General features: G+C 63.5%; 15 protein-coding genes. 4 read left to right on the forward strand and 11 right to left on the reverse strand.

Going from position 1 to position 16369, the window contains the following annotated elements; all coding sequences use genetic code 11:
- Positions 1–57 precede the first annotated feature (57 nt).
- Together qcrA and qcrB are read left to right on the forward strand one after the other, a co-directional pair.
- A complete protein-coding gene (gene qcrA, locus AC4D2W_RS04100; RefSeq protein WP_490925618.1) occupies positions 58–1089 on the forward strand; it encodes a cytochrome bc1 complex Rieske iron-sulfur subunit in 1032 nt (343 codons plus the stop codon).
- 2 nt (positions 1090–1091) lie between these two features.
- Positions 1092–2777 carry a cytochrome bc1 complex cytochrome b subunit gene (qcrB, locus tag AC4D2W_RS04105; RefSeq protein WP_490925619.1) on the forward strand — a complete coding sequence of 562 codons (1686 nt, stop codon included), beginning with the start codon at positions 1092–1094 and terminating at the stop codon, positions 2775–2777.
- Between the two features lie 98 nt (positions 2778–2875).
- On the opposite strand, the gene AC4D2W_RS04110 is transcribed toward qcrB, so the two are convergent.
- From AC4D2W_RS04110 to AC4D2W_RS04140, 7 genes are all read right to left on the reverse strand, one after another.
- Positions 2876–3436, reverse strand: a complete 561-nt coding sequence (locus AC4D2W_RS04110; RefSeq protein ID WP_490925620.1) for a hypothetical protein — start codon at positions 3434–3436, stop codon at positions 2876–2878.
- 180 nt (positions 3437–3616) lie between these two features.
- A complete protein-coding gene (locus AC4D2W_RS04115; RefSeq protein ID WP_490925621.1) occupies positions 3617–4414 on the reverse strand; it encodes a GntR family transcriptional regulator in 798 nt (265 codons plus the stop codon).
- A 232-nt stretch (positions 4415–4646) separates the two neighbouring features.
- The gene (locus AC4D2W_RS04120; protein ID WP_490925622.1) at positions 4647–5048 is read right to left on the reverse strand and encodes a cytochrome c oxidase subunit 4; all 402 of its coding nucleotides are present in this window, start codon (positions 5046–5048) and stop codon (positions 4647–4649) included.
- Positions 5045–6766 carry an aa3-type cytochrome oxidase subunit I gene (ctaD, locus tag AC4D2W_RS04125; RefSeq protein ID WP_490925623.1) on the reverse strand — a complete coding sequence of 574 codons (1722 nt, stop codon included), beginning with the start codon at positions 6764–6766 and terminating at the stop codon, positions 5045–5047. The genes AC4D2W_RS04120 and ctaD overlap by 4 nt, the downstream gene beginning before the upstream one ends.
- A gap of 9 nt (positions 6767–6775) precedes the next feature.
- Positions 6776–7630, reverse strand: a complete 855-nt coding sequence (ctaC, locus tag AC4D2W_RS04130; RefSeq protein ID WP_490925624.1) for an aa3-type cytochrome oxidase subunit II — start codon at positions 7628–7630, stop codon at positions 6776–6778.
- A gap of 209 nt (positions 7631–7839) precedes the next feature.
- The gene (locus AC4D2W_RS04135; protein WP_490925625.1) at positions 7840–8232 is read right to left on the reverse strand and encodes a HesB/IscA family protein; all 393 of its coding nucleotides are present in this window, start codon (positions 8230–8232) and stop codon (positions 7840–7842) included.
- A gap of 174 nt (positions 8233–8406) precedes the next feature.
- On the reverse strand, positions 8407–9816 hold the full coding sequence (locus AC4D2W_RS04140; protein WP_490925626.1) for a dipeptidase: 1410 nt from the start codon (positions 9814–9816) through the stop codon (positions 8407–8409).
- A gap of 150 nt (positions 9817–9966) precedes the next feature.
- Here AC4D2W_RS04140 and AC4D2W_RS04145 point away from each other — a divergent pair, with 150 nt between their 5' ends.
- Positions 9967–10566 carry a DUF3043 domain-containing protein gene (locus AC4D2W_RS04145; RefSeq protein ID WP_490925627.1) on the forward strand — a complete coding sequence of 200 codons (600 nt, stop codon included), beginning with the start codon at positions 9967–9969 and terminating at the stop codon, positions 10564–10566.
- A gap of 119 nt (positions 10567–10685) precedes the next feature.
- On the opposite strand, the gene AC4D2W_RS04150 is transcribed toward AC4D2W_RS04145, so the two are convergent.
- Positions 10686–11765 (reverse strand): quinone-dependent dihydroorotate dehydrogenase, encoded by a 1080-nt coding sequence (locus AC4D2W_RS04150; RefSeq protein WP_490925628.1) that lies wholly within the window; start codon positions 11763–11765, stop codon positions 10686–10688.
- Positions 11766–11869: 104 nt separating this feature from the next.
- On the opposite strand from AC4D2W_RS04150, the gene AC4D2W_RS04155 reads away from it, so the two are divergent.
- Positions 11870–12871 (forward strand): alpha/beta hydrolase, encoded by a 1002-nt coding sequence (locus tag AC4D2W_RS04155; RefSeq protein WP_490925629.1) that lies wholly within the window; start codon positions 11870–11872, stop codon positions 12869–12871.
- On the opposite strand, the gene AC4D2W_RS04160 is transcribed toward AC4D2W_RS04155, so the two are convergent.
- The 3 genes from AC4D2W_RS04160 to leuA form a co-directional block, all read right to left on the reverse strand.
- A complete protein-coding gene (locus AC4D2W_RS04160) occupies positions 12868–13662 on the reverse strand; it encodes an isoprenyl transferase (RefSeq protein ID WP_490925630.1) in 795 nt (264 codons plus the stop codon). The two genes, AC4D2W_RS04155 and AC4D2W_RS04160, sit on opposite strands and share 4 nt — an antisense overlap.
- 3 nt (positions 13663–13665) lie before the next feature.
- A complete protein-coding gene (gene recO, locus AC4D2W_RS04165) occupies positions 13666–14418 on the reverse strand; it encodes a DNA repair protein RecO (RefSeq protein WP_490925631.1) in 753 nt (250 codons plus the stop codon).
- A 76-nt stretch (positions 14419–14494) separates the two neighbouring features.
- Complete coding sequence (leuA, locus tag AC4D2W_RS04170; protein ID WP_490925632.1) at positions 14495–16237, reverse strand: 2-isopropylmalate synthase; 1743 nt, start codon at positions 16235–16237, stop codon at positions 14495–14497.
- Between the last annotated feature and the right edge of the window lie 132 nt (positions 16238–16369).

Genomic DNA, 16369 nt, shown 5'->3' on the forward strand with positions numbered 1-16369 from the left:
CATCACAGTTACACATAGGTCTATAAATGCAGTTTCAAGAGAAGGATGAGGGGGATCATGGGCGACCATAGTCACGGCAGTCCGAACACCTCGGGCACCGTCGCTACGGCTGGCCAGGGCGACGAAGAGAAGTTCCGGAATCCCGGACTTCCTCCGCACCGCCCTCGCCTGGCCGATACGAATCCCCAGGCTGAGAAGCGCGCCGAGCGGCAGGTGGCGGCACTGTTCGTCATCTCCATCATCGGCACGCTCGTGTTTTTCGTTGGGTACTTCGGGATCAAGCTCGAAGGCGGCCACACCATTGCCGACATCCGGGTGCAGAACCTGCTCCTGGGCCTGGGCACCGCTTTCGCGATGCTCGGCATCGGCCTCGGCATTGTGCACTGGGCCAAGACGCTCATGCCGGACCACGAAATCACCGAGGAACGGCATGAGATCCGTCCCGAGGAAGACCGTGTCATTGCTGAAAAGATGGTTGGGGACATCATCGAGGAGACGGGCATCAAGCGCCGTCCCCTGATCCGGAACACGCTCCTCGGAGCCATGGTTCTGGCACCGCTCCCGGCCATCGCGGTTTTCCGCGACCTGGGTCCGCTGCCGAAGGACACGCTGCGGCACACCATGTGGGACGCAGGCGTTCACCTGACCCGCGACCCCAGCGGCACCCGCATCAAGGCTTCGGACGTGACCCTGGGCTCAGCCTTCCACGTCATCCCCGAGGGCCTGAACGAGTCCGAGCACAAGCTGGAGGAGAAGGCCAAGGCTGTTGTCCTGCTCATGCGCCTGGATCCGGACTCGCTGAACCCCTCCCCCGAGCGCAAGGACTGGAACGTAGACGGCATCGTCGCCTACTCCAAGATTTGCACCCACGTGGGTTGCCCGGTTGCCCTGTACGAACAGCACACCCACCATCTGCTGTGCCCGTGCCACCAGTCCACCTTTGACCTCACGCAGGAATGCAAGGTCATCTTCGGACCGGCTGTGCACCCGCTCCCGCAGCTGCCCATCGCCGTTGACGATGAAGGCTACCTGATCGCCACCAGCGATTTCCATGAACCGGTTGGACCGAGCTACTGGGAGCGTGGCTAGCCATGAGTGTTCCCTCTGTTACTCCCTATGAGCCCAAAACCCGTTTGGGCCGCGTCACCAACTTCGTTGACTCCCGTGTCAGCGGTTCGGCCATGGTCAAGGAGTTCGGCCGCAAGGTCTTCCCCGACCACTGGTCGTTCATGTTCGGTGAAGTTGCGCTGTACTGCTTCGTCATCCTGCTGATCTCCGGCACGTTCCTGACCTTCTTCTTCGATCCGTCCATGGCGGAAACGGAGTACCTGGGAAGCTACGTACCGCTGCACGGCGTTGAAATGTCGGTGGCTTACGAGTCCTCGCTGAACATCTCCTTTGATATCCGCGGCGGCCTCTTCATGCGCCAGGTTCACCACTGGGCCGCCCTGCTGTTTGTTGCAGCCGTCTCCGTGCACATGCTCCGCGTGTTCTTCACCGGCGCATTCCGCAAGCCCCGCGAGCTGAACTGGGTGGTGGGCGGCGTCCTGCTGATCCTCTCCCTCGCAGCCGGCTTCACCGGTTACTCCCTCCCCGATGATCTGCTCTCCGGCAACGGCCTGCGCATCATCGACGGCGTTATCAAGGCAGTTCCGGTCGTTGGTACCTACATCAGCTTCTTCCTCTTCGGAGGAGAGTTCCCGGGTACGGACATCATCAGCCGCCTGTACATGCTGCACATCCTGCTGGTTCCCGCCCTGATCCTGCTGATGATCGCCATTCACCTCTTCATGGTGGTTATCCACAAGCACACCCAGTTCCGCGGCCCCGGCCGTACGAACATGAACGTGGTGGGTTACCCGGTTGGACCGGTATACGCAGCCAAGGCCGGTGGATTCTTCTTCATCGTCTTCGGCATCATCGCCATCATCGCCGGTCTGTTCACGATCAACCCGATCTGGAACTACGGACCCTACGATCCCTCCCCCGTGTCCGCCGGTACCCAGCCTGACTGGTACATCGGCTGGGTTGACGGCGCCCTGCGCCTGATGCCGGGTTGGATCTTCAACATCCCGATGGAATGGAACATTCCCTTCCCCTGGGGCACCAACACGCTTTCCATGAACGTGCTGTTCCCGGCGCTGGTTCCGGCCGGCATCGTGTTCACTCTCCTGTTCACCTGGCCCTGGATTGAAGCCTGGCTGACCAAGGACAAGAGCGTCCACAACCTGCTCGACCGCCCGCGCAACGCTCCGTTCCGCACCGGCGTCGGCGTTGCCGGCATCATCTTCTACTGCACCATGTGGGCTGCTGCCAGCTCCGACCTCATCGCCACGCACTTCCATGTGTCGCTGAACGATGTGACGTACTGGCTGCGCTTCCTGGTGATCTTCGGACCGTTGATCGGCTTTGCCGTGGCCCGCCGCATCGCCCTGTCGCTGCAGCGCAAGGACCGCGAGCTTGTGCTCCACGGTGTGGAGAGTGGCCGCATTGTCCGCCTCCCGCACGGTGAGTACATCGAGGTCCACGAACCTGTGGACGAGTACAAGCGCTACAAGCTGGTGGACTTCGAGTCCCCGCAGGTCTCCCCGGCCCAGCCGGATGCCCGCGGCAAAATCTCCGGCAAGGAGAAGCTGCGCGGCCGCCTGTCACGCTTCTTCTTCGAAGATCGGGTTGCTCCCGTTACTCCGAGTGAGCTGGAAGCAGCGCACCACCACGAGTCACCCGCTGAAATTGAAGCGGTTGAGGACGACCAGGCTTCGATCACGAACCGGTAGTCCTTTGGGATAAACCAGCTCCATCAAGAAAGGGAGCCGACCAGCATCTGCTGACCGGCTCCCTTTCTTTGTGCCCGGGTTCTTTTATATCCGGGCTCTTAGTCCAAGGTGAAGGGCTGCTTGGCCGGAAGCGGGTGCCGGCGCTTCCACTGTGACGTATCGGCAACCGGTGCGGAGCCGATGCTCAGCTTGGTGAAATCAAGGTTGGCGTCCCGAAGGGCCACCAGCACGCCCTTTACGGCCTTGGGTACGTCCGGCACCAGGATGAAGATGTTGAGCTTGCCCGGGGCGAACTCACTCTCCTCGACGGAGCCCAGACCCCGCCAGGAGAAGTAGGACGCCAGAGTGGTGCGTGCCTTGTGTTCCAGGTAGCGGTCACGCTCGGTGCCCTCAGCCGACTTCAGTGCATACTGGGCAACCACCCAGTGCTGCTCCTCGGCGGGAATCTCCGCGTACCCCAGTTCGGCAGACTTTGCAGCGAAGGCAGCAAACTTCTTTTCGGCGGCGGCCTCATCCACACCGGCAGTCGCACTGCCGGTTCCCATGTTTCCGACTTTGCCCTGGTTCAGCATGAACTCCTCGGAGTCCGCGTCGTACATGGCCTCGCGGAAATACAGGACCCCCTTGCCGTCACGGTGGTACATGATGCTGATGCTCATTTCATAGCCTTCCTGGCTGGTGTTAGGTCAGTGGACGGACACGGCAGCGGCGCCGGTCCCTCACATTCAATTTGGTCTTAGGGGCATCCAGGCGGGAGTTTGGACATCCATCGCCTACCACGGCCCGGGCGCGGGACGGCGACCGGCCTTCCCTGCCGCTCCCCCGCTCCCCGCAGCGCCTCAGGAGCCCGGATGCCGTCCCGGGTGGTACGAGCGCGGTGTGCGCATTCCGGGACGCTGGAGGGGCACCCAGAGCTTGTACCGGTCGGCACGGTAATAGGAGACCGAATAGTCCACCATGGACCGGGACACGTAGGCATGGCGCTGGATCTTGAGCAGCGGTGCACCGAGCTCCACATTGAGCAGCCGGGCAATCGAAGCTGAAGCAGCAGTGGCCTCGATCGTGTCTTCGCCCCACTCCATCATCATCCCGTAGCGTTCGCTGAGCACACGGTACAGCGAGGTGGGAGGCTCTTCGTCGAGCATTCCCGGAACATGCACCGCCGGAATGAAGTTTTCATCCACGCTCATGGGTTCACCGTCGGCAAGCAGCTGACGCCGGAAACGGATGACCGGGGTGCCGGGGTCTATCTGCAGCTCCCGGGCCACCAGATGGCTAGCACCGACCTGCTCGAAGCTCAGCACGCGTGCGTCAGGGACCATGCCCCGGCGGGCCATTTCCTCACTGTAGGAGGTCAGCTTTACCTGCAGGTCCATCTTGGGGCGGGCCACAAAAGTCCCGAGGCCCACCACCCGCTCCAGGACTTCATCTGCCACCAGCGCATCAATTGCCTGGCGGACCGTCATCCGGGCCACGCCAAAGTGATCGGCCAACACCCGCTCGGAGGGAATGGCCGCACCCGCTACAGCGTGCTCATCCACGAATTTCCGCAGGATGCCCTGGAGCTGCAGGTGCTTGGCCACGCCCGCTCCGGCGCTGATCACGTCCGGCAACCGCCGCAGGGCCTGCTCCGTCATTTCTGCCCGGTCCCGGAGTCCGTCATCCTGCGCATGCGGTTCCTTTCCCTGGCCCTGCAGCTCATCAAATACTCATCCAAGGATAGCCGCTGATACCTGCAGGCGCGTCCCCTGCCCTGCTTTGCGAACAGGTCCGGATACACGAACAGAGGGCCCGCAGTTTCCTGCGGACCCTCTGTCTGAGCCGGCTGTTGTTCTGTGCCGGCCTGTTGTTCTGTGCCTTGCCGTTGCCCTAGTGGGCGTGGGCTCCGCGGCTGTACTCGAATACCCAGCCGACCAGTGCGATCAGCGCGAGGCCTGCACTGATGTACAGGACCCACCAACCCACGGCCATGCCCAGGAATCCGCCTGCAGCGGCTGCACCGAGCAGAAGCGGCCACCAGCTCCAGGGGCTGAAGAAGCCCTGTTCGCCGGAGCCCTCGTGGATTTCCGCGTCAAGGCGGTCTTCCGGACGGGCACCGACGCGGCGGCCGGTGAAGCCGATGTAAAAGGCGATCATTGCGGACATGGCAGCTGTCAGGAACAGGGCCAGGTAGCCTACCGGTTCCATCCACTCGACCATGAAGCCGTAGACAACACCGACTACCAGGAAGAACGGTGCCATATAGGCGAAGAGCTTGGACTCTACCTTCACTTGACTGCCTCCGTACGATCAGCGGCGCCCATAACCTTGCCGGCGGCCGACACGTCAGTTACCTTCTGCTGCAGTTCCGGGTGGTGCAGGTCCAGTGCAGGACGCTCCGAACGGATGCGGGGCAGGGAGGTGAAGTTGTGGCGCGGCGGCGGGCAGGACGTGGCCCACTCCAGAGATCCGCCGAAGCCCCAGGGGTCATCAACTTCAACCTTCTTGCCGTGGCGCCAGGTGATGTAGACGTTCCAGAAGAACGGGATCATCGAGGCACCCAGCAGGAAGGAACCAAAGGTGGAGAACTGGTTCATCAGAGTGAAGTTGTCCTCCGGCAGGTAGTCAGCGTAGCGGCGGGGCATGCCGATGACGCCGAGCCAGTGCTGGATCAGGAACGTGGCGTGGAAGCCAACAAACAGCATCCAGAAGTGGATCTTGCCCAGACGCTCGTTGAGCATCTTTCCGGTCCACTTGGGCCACCAGAAGTAGAAGCCGGCGAACATCGCGAAGACAACGGTTCCGAAGATCACGTAGTGGAAGTGAGCCACCACGAAGTAGGTGTCGGAAACGTGGAAGTCCAGCGGCGGCGAAGACAGGATGATGCCGGTCAGGCCACCGAAGAGGAAGGTGATGAGGAAGCCGATGCTCCACAGCATGGGGGTCTCAAAGGTAATTGAACCCCGCCACATGGTGCCGATCCAGTTGAAGAACTTCACACCCGTTGGCACTGCGATCAGCATGGTCATGAAGGCGAAGAACGGAAGCATCACGGCGCCGGTGACGTACATATGGTGTGCCCACACGGTGACGGACAGGGCTGCAATGGCGATCGTTGCGTAAACCAGGCCCTTGTAGCCGAAGATCGGCTTGCGGCTGAAGACCGGGAAGATCTCCGAGACGATGCCGAAGAACGGCAGGGCGATGATGTATACCTCGGGGTGGCCGAAGAACCAGAACAGGTGCTGCCACAGGATGGCACCGCCGCGCTCGGGGTCAAAGATATGTGCTCCGAACCGCCGGTCCGCACCCAGTGCAAACAGCGCTGCCGCCAGGGGCGGGAAGGCCATAAGGACCAGGATGGCCGTCACCAGGGTGTTCCAGGTGAAGATCGGCATGCGCCACATGGTCATGCCCGGGGCACGCATGCAGATGATGGTGGTGATGAAGTTGACCGCACCAAGGATGGTTCCGAAACCGGACAGTGCCAGGCCGAAGACCCAGAGGTCTCCGCCGACGCCCGGTGAGAACGTGGTGTTGGAAAGCGGTGCGTAGGCGAACCAGCCGAAGGAGGCGGCACCCTGCGGGGTGATGAAGCCGGCGACGGCGATGGTGCTGCCGAAGAGGAAGAACCAGAAGGCCAGTGCGTTCAGCCGCGGGAAGGCAACGTCGGGAGCACCGATCTGCAGCGGCATCATGACGTTGGCGAAGCCCGAGAACAGCGGCGTTGCGAACATGAGCAGCATGACTGTGCCGTGCATGGTGAACAGCTGGTTGTACTGTTCCTTGGTCTGCAGGATCTGCATTCCGGGTTCAAACAGTTCCGCACGGATGACCAGAGCCATCACGCCTGCGAGACAGAAGAAAATGAATGATGCGATCAGGTACATGAACCCGATCGTCTTGTGGTCAGTGGAGGTAATCCAACTGACGATGATGCGTCCCTTGGAGACGGGGACGACGCGTGGTGCAACTTGAGTATCTTCCGAAGTGTATTCGAGAGTAGTCACAGCTTCCTCCTACCTCCTTACTTCGCTTGAATCTGAGTTGTACACGCGGTCATACTCGGCGCCGGCCTGGCCCTGGGGCAGGGTGTCCAGGTACGCGTCGTACTCGGCCTCCGAAACCACCTTGACGTTGAACAGCATTTCCGAGTGGTACTCGCCGCAGAGTTCGGCACACTTACCTTCGTAGGTGCCCTCAACTCCGGGAGTGAGATTGATGTAGTTGGTGCGTCCCGGGTAAAGGTCCATCTTCTGAAGGAAGGCGGGAACCCAGAAGGAGTGCTGCACGTCGCGGGAGTTCAACTGAAGCTCAACGGTCTTGTTGACCGGCAGGTAAAGGGTGGGCATATCTGCCTCGGTCTTTTCCGTGCCGTCCAGGTTCACCTGGACGTTGACGTCGTACTTGTCCTCATTGACGTAGTTGAAGTCCCAGGACCACTGCTTTCCGCGGACGTCCACAACGACGTCGGGGTCATCTACGCGCTCATTGATGGCGCGGATGTCCTGGTCGGTGAAGTAGAAGAGCACCAGCACCATGAACAGCGGAATGGCTGTGTAGAAGATTTCCAGGGGCAGGTTGTAGCTCAGCTGCCGTGGGTAACCGGTCTCATTCTTCCGGCGCCGGTAAGCAATGATGCACCAAAGGATCAGTGCCCAGGTGAGCACGCCAACCGCCAGCGCCGCAATCCATGAATTGACCCAGAGGTCCATGATTCGGCCGGTGTGGTTGGTCATGTCGCGCTCCGTGGGCAACCAGCCTCTTTGGACTTCTGACGAACAACCCGATAAAAACAACGCGCCGGCCGACGTTACGGCTGAGATCTTAAAGATCCTGGCGCGTCGGCTGCTGGTTCGGTCCTGCGAACTCACAGACGGCCCTTCCTCTTGTTACGTGCAAGTGCGGCACAGCAGGCAAACGAATTCCCCACTGCGCACGATCAGTTTTACTACTACGTGTAGAGCTTACCCGCACGCGTGGCCATCCAGTGACAGACCGCACCGCGTCCCGGCAAAAAACCGTGATTCCACGGCCTCCGGCTACAAGGCCCCGTCAGTGAAACGGGGCCTTGGAACGCAGCTTAGTGGAACGAGTCCCCGCAGGCACATGAGCCGCCTGCGTTGGGGTTGTCAATGGTGAAACCCTGCTTGGAAATGGTGTCTTCGAAGTCGATGGACGCACCGGACAGGTACGGCACGCTCATCTTGTCCACAATGACCTCAACGCCGTCGAAATCCCGTACGGCGTCGCCGTCGAGGACGCGCTCATCGAAGTACAGCTGGTAGATCAGGCCCGAGCAGCCGCCGGGCTGGACGGCCACGCGGAGCCGAAGGTCGGTGCGGCCTTCCTGCTCCAGAAGGCTGCGGACCTTGCCGGCAGCAACCTCGGAGAGGGCAACTTCGTGGGTGGGCAGCTCAGTGTCCGGGGCCGCCGTGTCCACGCTGGTGCCGGTTTCGCTGGTGGAAGTGCTCATTGCTTCTCTCTTTCCTCGCTTGGACCGTGCACGGGAGGGCAGTTGCGCTCCCCCGAAGGCTCCGGGCCAGGTCCTTCTCAATGGTACGTCTGTGCCTACACCCAGACGCAACGCAGCCGGGCCCGAAAAGATTTCCCGGTCCCGGCTGCACTGACTCTTCGGTCAGAGGATCCGTTAGGAGCCGGACACCTGTCCCAGGCTGGCGAGCATCAGCGCTTCAGCGAGGACGGCGTTACGGAAATCACCCAGGTCCAGGGATTCGTTGGCGCTGTGGGCGCGCGAATCAGGGTCCTCGACGCCGGTGATCAGGATCTGCGCCGAAGGGAACAGTTCCGTCAGGTCGGCAATAAACGGAATGGACCCGCCCATGCCCGATTCCACCGGCTCCACTCCGTCCCAGGCTTCACGCAGTGCCCAGAGAGCGGTGCGGGCAGCGGGTGCCGAGGTGTCGGTGGCGAAGGCCTGGCCCTGTTCACCGGGGGTAAAGGTGACCTTTGCACCAAAGGGAGCGTGGGCCAGGACATGGCGCTCGACGGCGGCCATGGCCGCTGCGGGATCCTGTCCCGGCGCCAGACGGAGGCTGAACCGGGCACGTGCCTTGGGGGCAATGGTGTTGGAGGACACATCAACGGGCGTCACATCCATCCCGATGATGGCCAGGGCAGGCTTGATCCAGAGCCGGGAAGCGATGGATCCGGTGCCGGCCAGCTGGACGCCGTCGAGCACTGAGGAATCGGCACGGAAGTCCGCCTCGTCATATTCCACGGCGGCGGTGTCGGAGGCGACCAGGCCCTCGACCGCCACGTCCCCGGCGTCGTCGTGAAGGGTGGCAATCAGCCGCGCCAGCAGCGTGGGAGCGTCCAGCACGGGTCCGCCGAACATGCCCGAATGCACGGCGTGGTCCAGCACCTGTACTTCGAAGGTTCCGTCGACCACTCCGCGCAGGCTGGTGGTCAGCGCGGGTACGCCCACTTTCCAGTTGCCGGAGTCAGCCACGACTATGACGTCCGCTTCGAGGAGGTCACGGTACGTTTCGAGGAAATCGCGGAACGTGGGCGAACCTGCTTCTTCCTCCCCTTCAATGAAAAGCGTGATGCCGACGCCGGAATTCTCACCCAGTACCTCATCCAGGGCACGGATGGCGCCGATGTGGGCCATGATGCCGGCCTTGTCATCTGCCGCGCCGCGGCCGTAGAGCCGCCCGTTGCGTTCGGTGGCGGTGAAGGGCTCCGACTCCCACAGGGACAGATCGCCCGGCGGCTGGACATCGTGGTGGGCGTAGAGCAGGACGGTGGGCTTGCCGGCCTGCGCCGGACGGCGGGCGACGACGGCGGGGCCGCCGGGCTTGCCGTTGTTGTCCACCCGCAGGATCTGCACGTCGGAAAGCCCTGCTCCGCGGATCAGGCCGGCCACCGCTTCGGCGCTCTCATTCAACCGCTCCGGGTCAAAGGAGTCCCAGGCGATCCCGGGAATGGAAACGAGGGACTTGAGCTGCTCCACCGTGCGGGGGAAATCTGCGGCCACTGCGGACCGGAGGGCATCAACGTCCACGGCTGAAGAAGAAGATTCTGAATTCAAAGTCATAACAAAACAGTACATGCGGGCTGCCGGTGCGCGGCCGTCCGTAACGTTCTCCGGTGCAGAAGACGGATCTTCGCGGCACCCCGGTGCTCCCGCGGGTCACGGCAGCGCGCTGATGGGCGGCGCCCGGCCGCGCCAAGGTATCCTTTAAAGGTGTTCGGACGAAAGAATGAAGCGCCCACCGCGCAGGAAACTGTGGACCAGGCTGCTGCGGCGGCCCAGACGAGCTCAGCCCGTACGGCCGCGGGGAAGGGAACTCCCACCCCCAAGCGCCGGGACCAGGTTGCTGCCCGGCAGCGCCCGCTGGTCCCCACGGACCGCAAGGCAGCCAAGAACGCCAGCCGCGATGCGCTGCGTGAGGAGCGGCTGCGGACCCGCGCTGCCCTCGACACCGGAGATGAGCGCTACCTGCCCCTGCGTGACAAGGGTCCCCGGCGCCGGTTTATCCGGGACGTTGTGGATTCGCGCTGGAACATCGGTGAGTTTGTCATGATCGCCGCCCTCGTGTTCGTGGTGGTCAGCTTCATCCAGGACCTCACCGTGCAGAGCATCGTCATGCTGGCCTTCTGGGTGCTGATCCTTGCGGTTGTTGTGGACAGCTTCATTCTGCGGGCGATCATCCGCCGCCGTCTGAATGAGAAGTTCGACGGCCCCAACCCGGGTGACGTCTGGTACGGAATTTCCCGCTCCATTCAGCTGCGGCGTTTCCGCCTTCCCAAGGCCCAGGTCAAGCGCGGCCAGAAGCCCGCATAGGCCCGCTGCGGGGTCACAATAATCTTGCGTCAAACAGAAGGGCCGCTCCTGCCGGAGCGGCCCTTCTGTTTGTGCTTAGTGCCCCAGTTGTGCGTCACGCCTGGGTTTATTCCTCAACGTCAGGGTTTCTTCTTCAGGGTGCGGGCAAGCTGCCGGTTGATCCGGGCGGCCCAGAACGGGCCCTCATAGAGGAAAGCGGTGTAACCCTGCACCAGGGTGGCTCCGGCAGCAAGGCGCTCCCGGACGTCGGCTGCCGATTCCACGCCCCCCACCGAGATGATGACGGGGCCGCCGGCGCCAAGAGCTTCATGCAGGCGTTTGAGCACTTCCAGGGAACGGCTGCGCAGCGGAGCTCCGCTCAGTCCCCCGACTCCGCAGGCCGTCACCCGGTGCGGGTCGGTGACGAGGTTTTCGCGGGTGATGGTGGTGTTCGTGGCAATGACGCCGTCAAGCCCCAGGTCCAGGGCCAGCCGCGCCACGTCGTCGACGTCCGCATCCGTGAGGTCCGGGGCGATCTTCACCAGCAGCGGCACATGCCGGCCCGCCGCGCCGTCTGCCGTTTCCCGCACAGCAGTGAGCAGGGGGCGCAGGGAATCTATGTTCTGCAGCTGCCGCAGCCCGGGCGTGTTGGGTGAGGACACGTTGACCACCAGGTAGTCAGCCTGCGGGGCGAGCTCGCGCGTGCTGATCAGATAGTCGTCCACCGCGTCGGCCAGATCCACGGTCTTGGTTTTGCCGATGTTGACGCCGATGACGGGCCTGCCGGTCCCCCAGGTCTTGCGAAGCGCCGCACGGGCACGTGCCACGCGGGGTGCGACGGCGGCGGCGCCGTCGTTGTTGAAGCCCATCCGGTTGATCACTGCACGGTCCTCGACCAGCCGGAAGAGCCGGGGTTTGGGATTGCCGGGCTGCGCACGGCCGGTAACGGTGCCCACCTCCACATGTCCAAAGCCCATGTTGGTCAGGGCGACAATGCCGGAACCTTCCTTGTCAAAGCCCGCAGCCAAACCGAACGGCGAGGGAAAGTCCAGCCCCAGGGCGGAAACGCGGAGCGACGGCGACGGCCGCATCAGCCGCCTCATCAGCGGGCCGGCGGGCGTTGCCGCGGACAACTTGATCAGGTCGAAGCCGATTCGGTGGGCCTTTTCGGGGTCCATGCCGGCAAATACGACACGAAAGAAGGCAGGGTAGAGGCGCATGATTTCATGCTTCCACTGCGGTGCCCCGCGACCAAATCAGGTGTCGTGAGGGGTTTGCGGATCTTTTGCAGGCCGGTTGAGCCCGGTTAGGGGAGGATAGGGGCATGGGTGCTGCGTGGAAACCTGATTTTCTGGGCGACGGCTACCGGTTCCTGACCCTGGAACTCGGTGAAGATGACGAAGGTCCGGTGACAGCCACACTGGTGTCCTACACCCCGGAGCCTCCAACGGCACCCACGCAGGCAGTCCTGTATCTCCACGGCTGGACCGACTACTTTTTCCAGACCGAACTGGCAGAGTTTTGGAGCGGGCTCGGGGTGGCGTTCTACGCGCTTGACCTTCGCAAGTACGGCCGCAGCCTGCGGCCCGGGCAGACACCGGGCTACATCACCAATCTGCAGGAGTATGACGCGGACATCGAAGCGGCGATTTCCGCACTGACCGAGCATCTGCGCTCCGGCCGCGGAGCGGATACCCCGGTGAGGCTCAGCATCATGGCCCACTCCACCGGCGGGCTGGTTGCTTCGCTGTGGGCCCACCGGAATCCCGGCCGTATTGAAGCACTGATCCTGAACAGTCCCTGGCTGGAACTGCGCGGCTCGTGGATTGTCCGCACAGCCACAGCCGGGCTGCTGGAGCCAATGGCCCGGCTGCGGCCAAAGGCCCGGCTGAAGGTCCCTGAGCTGACCAACTACTGGCGCAGCATCAGCCGTGAAGGCGACGGAGAATGGGATCTGCATCCCGGCATGAGGCCGCCGTCCAGCTGGCCGGTCCGGGCGGGCTGGATGAAGGCGGTGCTCGCCGGACACGCCCAGGTGGCACGGGGACTGGATATCCGGGTGCCGGTCCTGCTGATGGCATCAGCAACCTCAACGGTGGCCGTTTCCTGGACCGACGCCATGAAAACCTCGGACAGCGTCCTTGATGTGTTCCTCATGGTCCAGCGCGGAGTCCTGCTGGGCCCTGAGGTGACGGTGTTCCGGTTCGCTGGTGCCCTGCACAACGTGCTGCTATCGGCGCTGCCGGTGCGGCGGCACGTTTACGGCAAGCTCGAGCAGTGGTCGCGGGCCTTTGTCCTGAAGCCGCTGAAGGGCGTGCAGACTTAGGCCGGAGCGGCCTGGTCCACCGCTCCCCCGTACCGCCGGTCCCGGCGGGCATAGATTTCCACTGCTTCCCAGAGGGTCCGGCGGTCAACATCCGGCCACAGCGTGTCCATGAAGACCATCTCCGCGTAGGCGGACTGCCACAGCATGAAGTTGGACAGCCGCTGCTCGCCGGAGGTCCGCAGGAACAGGTCGACGTCCGGCAGATCCGGTTCATCCAGATACTTCTGGATGGTTTTTTCACTGATGGATCCCGGACGCAGCTTGCCCCGTGCCACGTCCGCGGCAATGGCCGACACGGCGTCCGTGATCTCCGCCCGGCCGCCGTAGTTCACGCACATGTTCAGGGTGCACACGGTGTTGTCCCTGGTCGCTTCTTCGGCGATCTCCAGTTCCTTCACCACGGACTGCCAGAGCCGGGGACGCCGGCCGGACCAGCGGATCCGCACGCCCCATTCGCTGAGCTGGTCCCGCTGCCGGCGCAGCACGTCCCGGCTGAAGCCCATGAGGAAGCGGACCTCCTCCGGTGACCGTTTCCAGTTTTCGGTGGAAAAGGCATATACCGAAACATGCCGGATTCCCATTTCCACCGCACCGGCCATGACGTCCAGGAGTGCAGCTTCGCCGGCACGGTGCCCTTCGGTCCGGGGAAGGCCGCGCTGGTTGGCCCAGCGTCCGTTGCCGTCCATGACGATTGCCACGTGCCTGGGCACCAGATCTGCAGGTACCGGCGGCGGAACGGCTCCGGAGGGGTGCGGTTCGGGACGGACCGGTGAGGGGGACTTTGAAGCCAAAGCTTAGACACGCTCCACATGTTGAAGTGACTTGACGACCCGTTCCAGGTGCCATTGAAGATAGCCGCCCACCAGGCCGGCGGACTCGCGGCGGGACTGCTGACCCGCGGCGTCGGCGGTGGCCCAGTCTCCGGAGAGCAGCGCAGCCAGCAGGATCATGGTTTCCGGTGACGGCGACGCAGAGCCGGGAGGCCGGCAGGCAGAGCAGACGGCGCCACCCAAAGCTGCAGAAAAGGCCGTGTGCGGTCCCGGCGCGCCGCAGCGGGCACAGACCGTGAAGCTCGGCGCCCAGCCGGCGGTGGCCAGCGCGCGCAGCAGGTAGGAGTCCAGGATGAGTTCGGGGGCGTGCGCTCCGCGGTTCAGTGCTGCCAGTGCCCCGATGACCAGGTGGTAATGGGCGTTGGCGGACTCGCCGTCGACGTCGGTGAGCCGCTCTGCGGTTTCGGCGATGGCGGCGGCCGCCGTATACCGGGCGTAGTCCGACACAATTCCGTGCCCGTACGCACCGAGGGTTGACGCCTGCGTGACGATATCCAGGTTGCGCCCGGAGGAGAGCTGCAGATCGGCCACCATAAACGGTTCCAGCCGGGCGCCGAACTTGCTGGAAGTCCGGCGCACTCCCTTCGCTACCGCCCGCACCTGTCCGTGGCTGCGGGTCAGCAGCACCAGGATGCGGTCAGCCTCGCCCAGCTTGTGGGTGCGCAGGATGACGCCCTCGTCCCGGTATGTCCGGGAAGCAAATGATTTTCCTGCCACGTCTCCTATTTTCCCACGGCCGGCCCCTGCTGCGGCGCACCCGGGCCCTTCGGCCCGGGCGCGCCTGCTTCAGAGGCTAGGCCCGGTCCCGAATTGCCCGGTTGACGGCCGAAACCACGGCCTTGAGCGCGGACATGGTGGTGTTGGAATCGATGCCGGCGCCCCAGAGGACCCGCTCTCCCACAGCCAGTTCCACGTAGGCAGCCGCGGCAGCGTTTCCGCTGGCCGAGAGCGCGTGCTCGGTGTAGTCCAGCAGCCGGACATCGATGCCGTCTTCGCTGAGGATCTTCAGCAGCGCATCGATCGGGCCGGTTCCCGAGGCGGTGCGGTTCTGCTGCACTCCGCCGGCCCGCAGGGAAGCCGTCAGCTTGAAGGAGCCGTCTTCAGCGGTGTCTGCATTGACCGAGGACAGGGCGTAATGTCCCCAGGGTTCGCCGTCGGACTCCGGCGTGTGCGGCAGGTACTCGTCCTGGAACACCTTCCACAGTTCAGCTCCGGTGACCTCCCCGCCTGCGGTGTCGGTGCGGCGCTGGACCACGCCGGAGAATTCGATCTGGGCGCGGCGCGGCAGGTCCATGTTGTGCTCGTTCTTGAGCAGGTAGGCCACCCCGCCCTTGCCGGACTGGCTGTTCACCCGGATCACGGCCTCGTAGCTGCGGCCAATGTCCTTCGGATCGATCGGCAGGTAGGGAACCGCCCAGGGAATGCCGTCCACCGTGGTGCCGGCGGCCGCCGCATCCTTCTCCATGGCTTCGAAACCCTTTTTGATGGCGTCCTGGTGGGAACCCGAGAACGCCGTGAACACCAGGTCACCGCCGTACGGGGAACGCTCCGGCACGGGCAGCTGGTTGCAGTACTCGACGGTCCGGCGGACCTCGTCGATGTTGGAGAAGTCGATTTCCGGGTCGATGCCCTGGCTGAACATGTTCAAGCCCAGGGTCACCAGGTCCACGTTGCCGGTACGCTCCCCGTTGCCGAAGAGGCAGCCCTCGATGCGGTCGGCACCGGCCAGGTAGCCCAGTTCCGCTGCGGCCACGCCGGTGCCGCGGTCATTGTGCGGATGCAGGGACAGAATGATGGAATCGCGGTTGGCCAGGTTGCGGTGCATCCACTCGATGGAGTCGGCGTACACGTTGGGCGTGGCCATCTCCACGGTGGCGGGCAGGTTCAGGATCATCTGCCGGTCCGGTGAGGCCTCGAGGACTTCGGCGACGGCGTTGGAAATCAGCAGGGCGAAATCCAGTTCGGTGCCTGTGTAGGACTCGGGCGAGTATTCGTAGGTGACGTCCACGCCGCGCAGCTGCTCTTCATACTTTTTGCACAACCGGGCTCCGGAGAGCGCGATGTCCACAATTCCGTCCTGGTCCGTGTTGAACACGACCCTGCGCTGCAGCACCGAGGTGGAGTTGTACAGGTGGACGATGGCGCGGTCCGCACCTTCGAGGGAATCATAGGTCCGCTCGATCAGGTGCTCACGGGACTGGGTGAGGACCTGGATGGTGACATCGTCGGGGATGCGGTCGCCCTCGATCAGCTGGCGGACAAAATCGAAGTCCAGCTGCGACGCGGACGGGAAGCCCACCTCGATTTCCTTGTAACCCATCTGCACCAGGAGATCGAACATTTTGTGCTTGCGGTCCGGCGTCATGGGATCGATCAGGGCCTGGTTGCCGTCCCGCAGGTCCACTGCGCACCAGCGCGGGGCCTTGGTAATGAGTTTGTCCGGCCACGTCCGGTCGGGGAGTTCAAAACTGATTTGATCCTGGAACGGCGTGTACTTGGAGACGGGCATTCCCGAGGGCTGCTGTGCATTTCGCATGTTTGGTGGGGCCTTTTCTAGGAGATCAGAAGAGCGGCCGGGCAACACAAACTCCGCAGCGAGGGGCGGCCTATACGGAAGTCATGGCCTCGCCACGGCAGCTAAGGAGAAGGAGCTCTGCGCGCACGTGAC

It is taken from the genome of Arthrobacter sp. TJ-58 (assembly GCF_058269295.1).

Excerpts from the sequence above, each read along its gene's own strand:
- qcrA (WP_490925618.1), top strand. The coding sequence starts at position 58 with ATGGGCGACCATAGTCACGGCAGTCCGAACACCTCGGGCACCGTCGCT.
- AC4D2W_RS04135 (WP_490925625.1), bottom strand. The coding sequence starts at position 8,232 with ATGAGCACTTCCACCAGCGAAACCGGCACCAGCGTGGACACGGCGGCC.
- qcrB (WP_490925619.1), top strand. The coding sequence starts at position 1,092 with ATGAGTGTTCCCTCTGTTACTCCCTATGAGCCCAAAACCCGTTTGGGC.
- AC4D2W_RS04155 (WP_490925629.1), top strand. The coding sequence starts at position 11,870 with ATGGGTGCTGCGTGGAAACCTGATTTTCTGGGCGACGGCTACCGGTTC.
- AC4D2W_RS04140 (WP_490925626.1), bottom strand. The coding sequence starts at position 9,816 with ATGACTTTGAATTCAGAATCTTCTTCTTCAGCCGTGGACGTTGATGCC.
- AC4D2W_RS04115 (WP_490925621.1), bottom strand. The coding sequence starts at position 4,414 with ATGACGGAGCAGGCCCTGCGGCGGTTGCCGGACGTGATCAGCGCCGGA.
- AC4D2W_RS04150 (WP_490925628.1), bottom strand. The coding sequence starts at position 11,765 with ATGCGCCTCTACCCTGCCTTCTTTCGTGTCGTATTTGCCGGCATGGAC.
- leuA (WP_490925632.1), bottom strand. The coding sequence starts at position 16,237 with ATGCGAAATGCACAGCAGCCCTCGGGAATGCCCGTCTCCAAGTACACG.
- AC4D2W_RS04110 (WP_490925620.1), bottom strand. The coding sequence starts at position 3,436 with ATGAGCATCAGCATCATGTACCACCGTGACGGCAAGGGGGTCCTGTAT.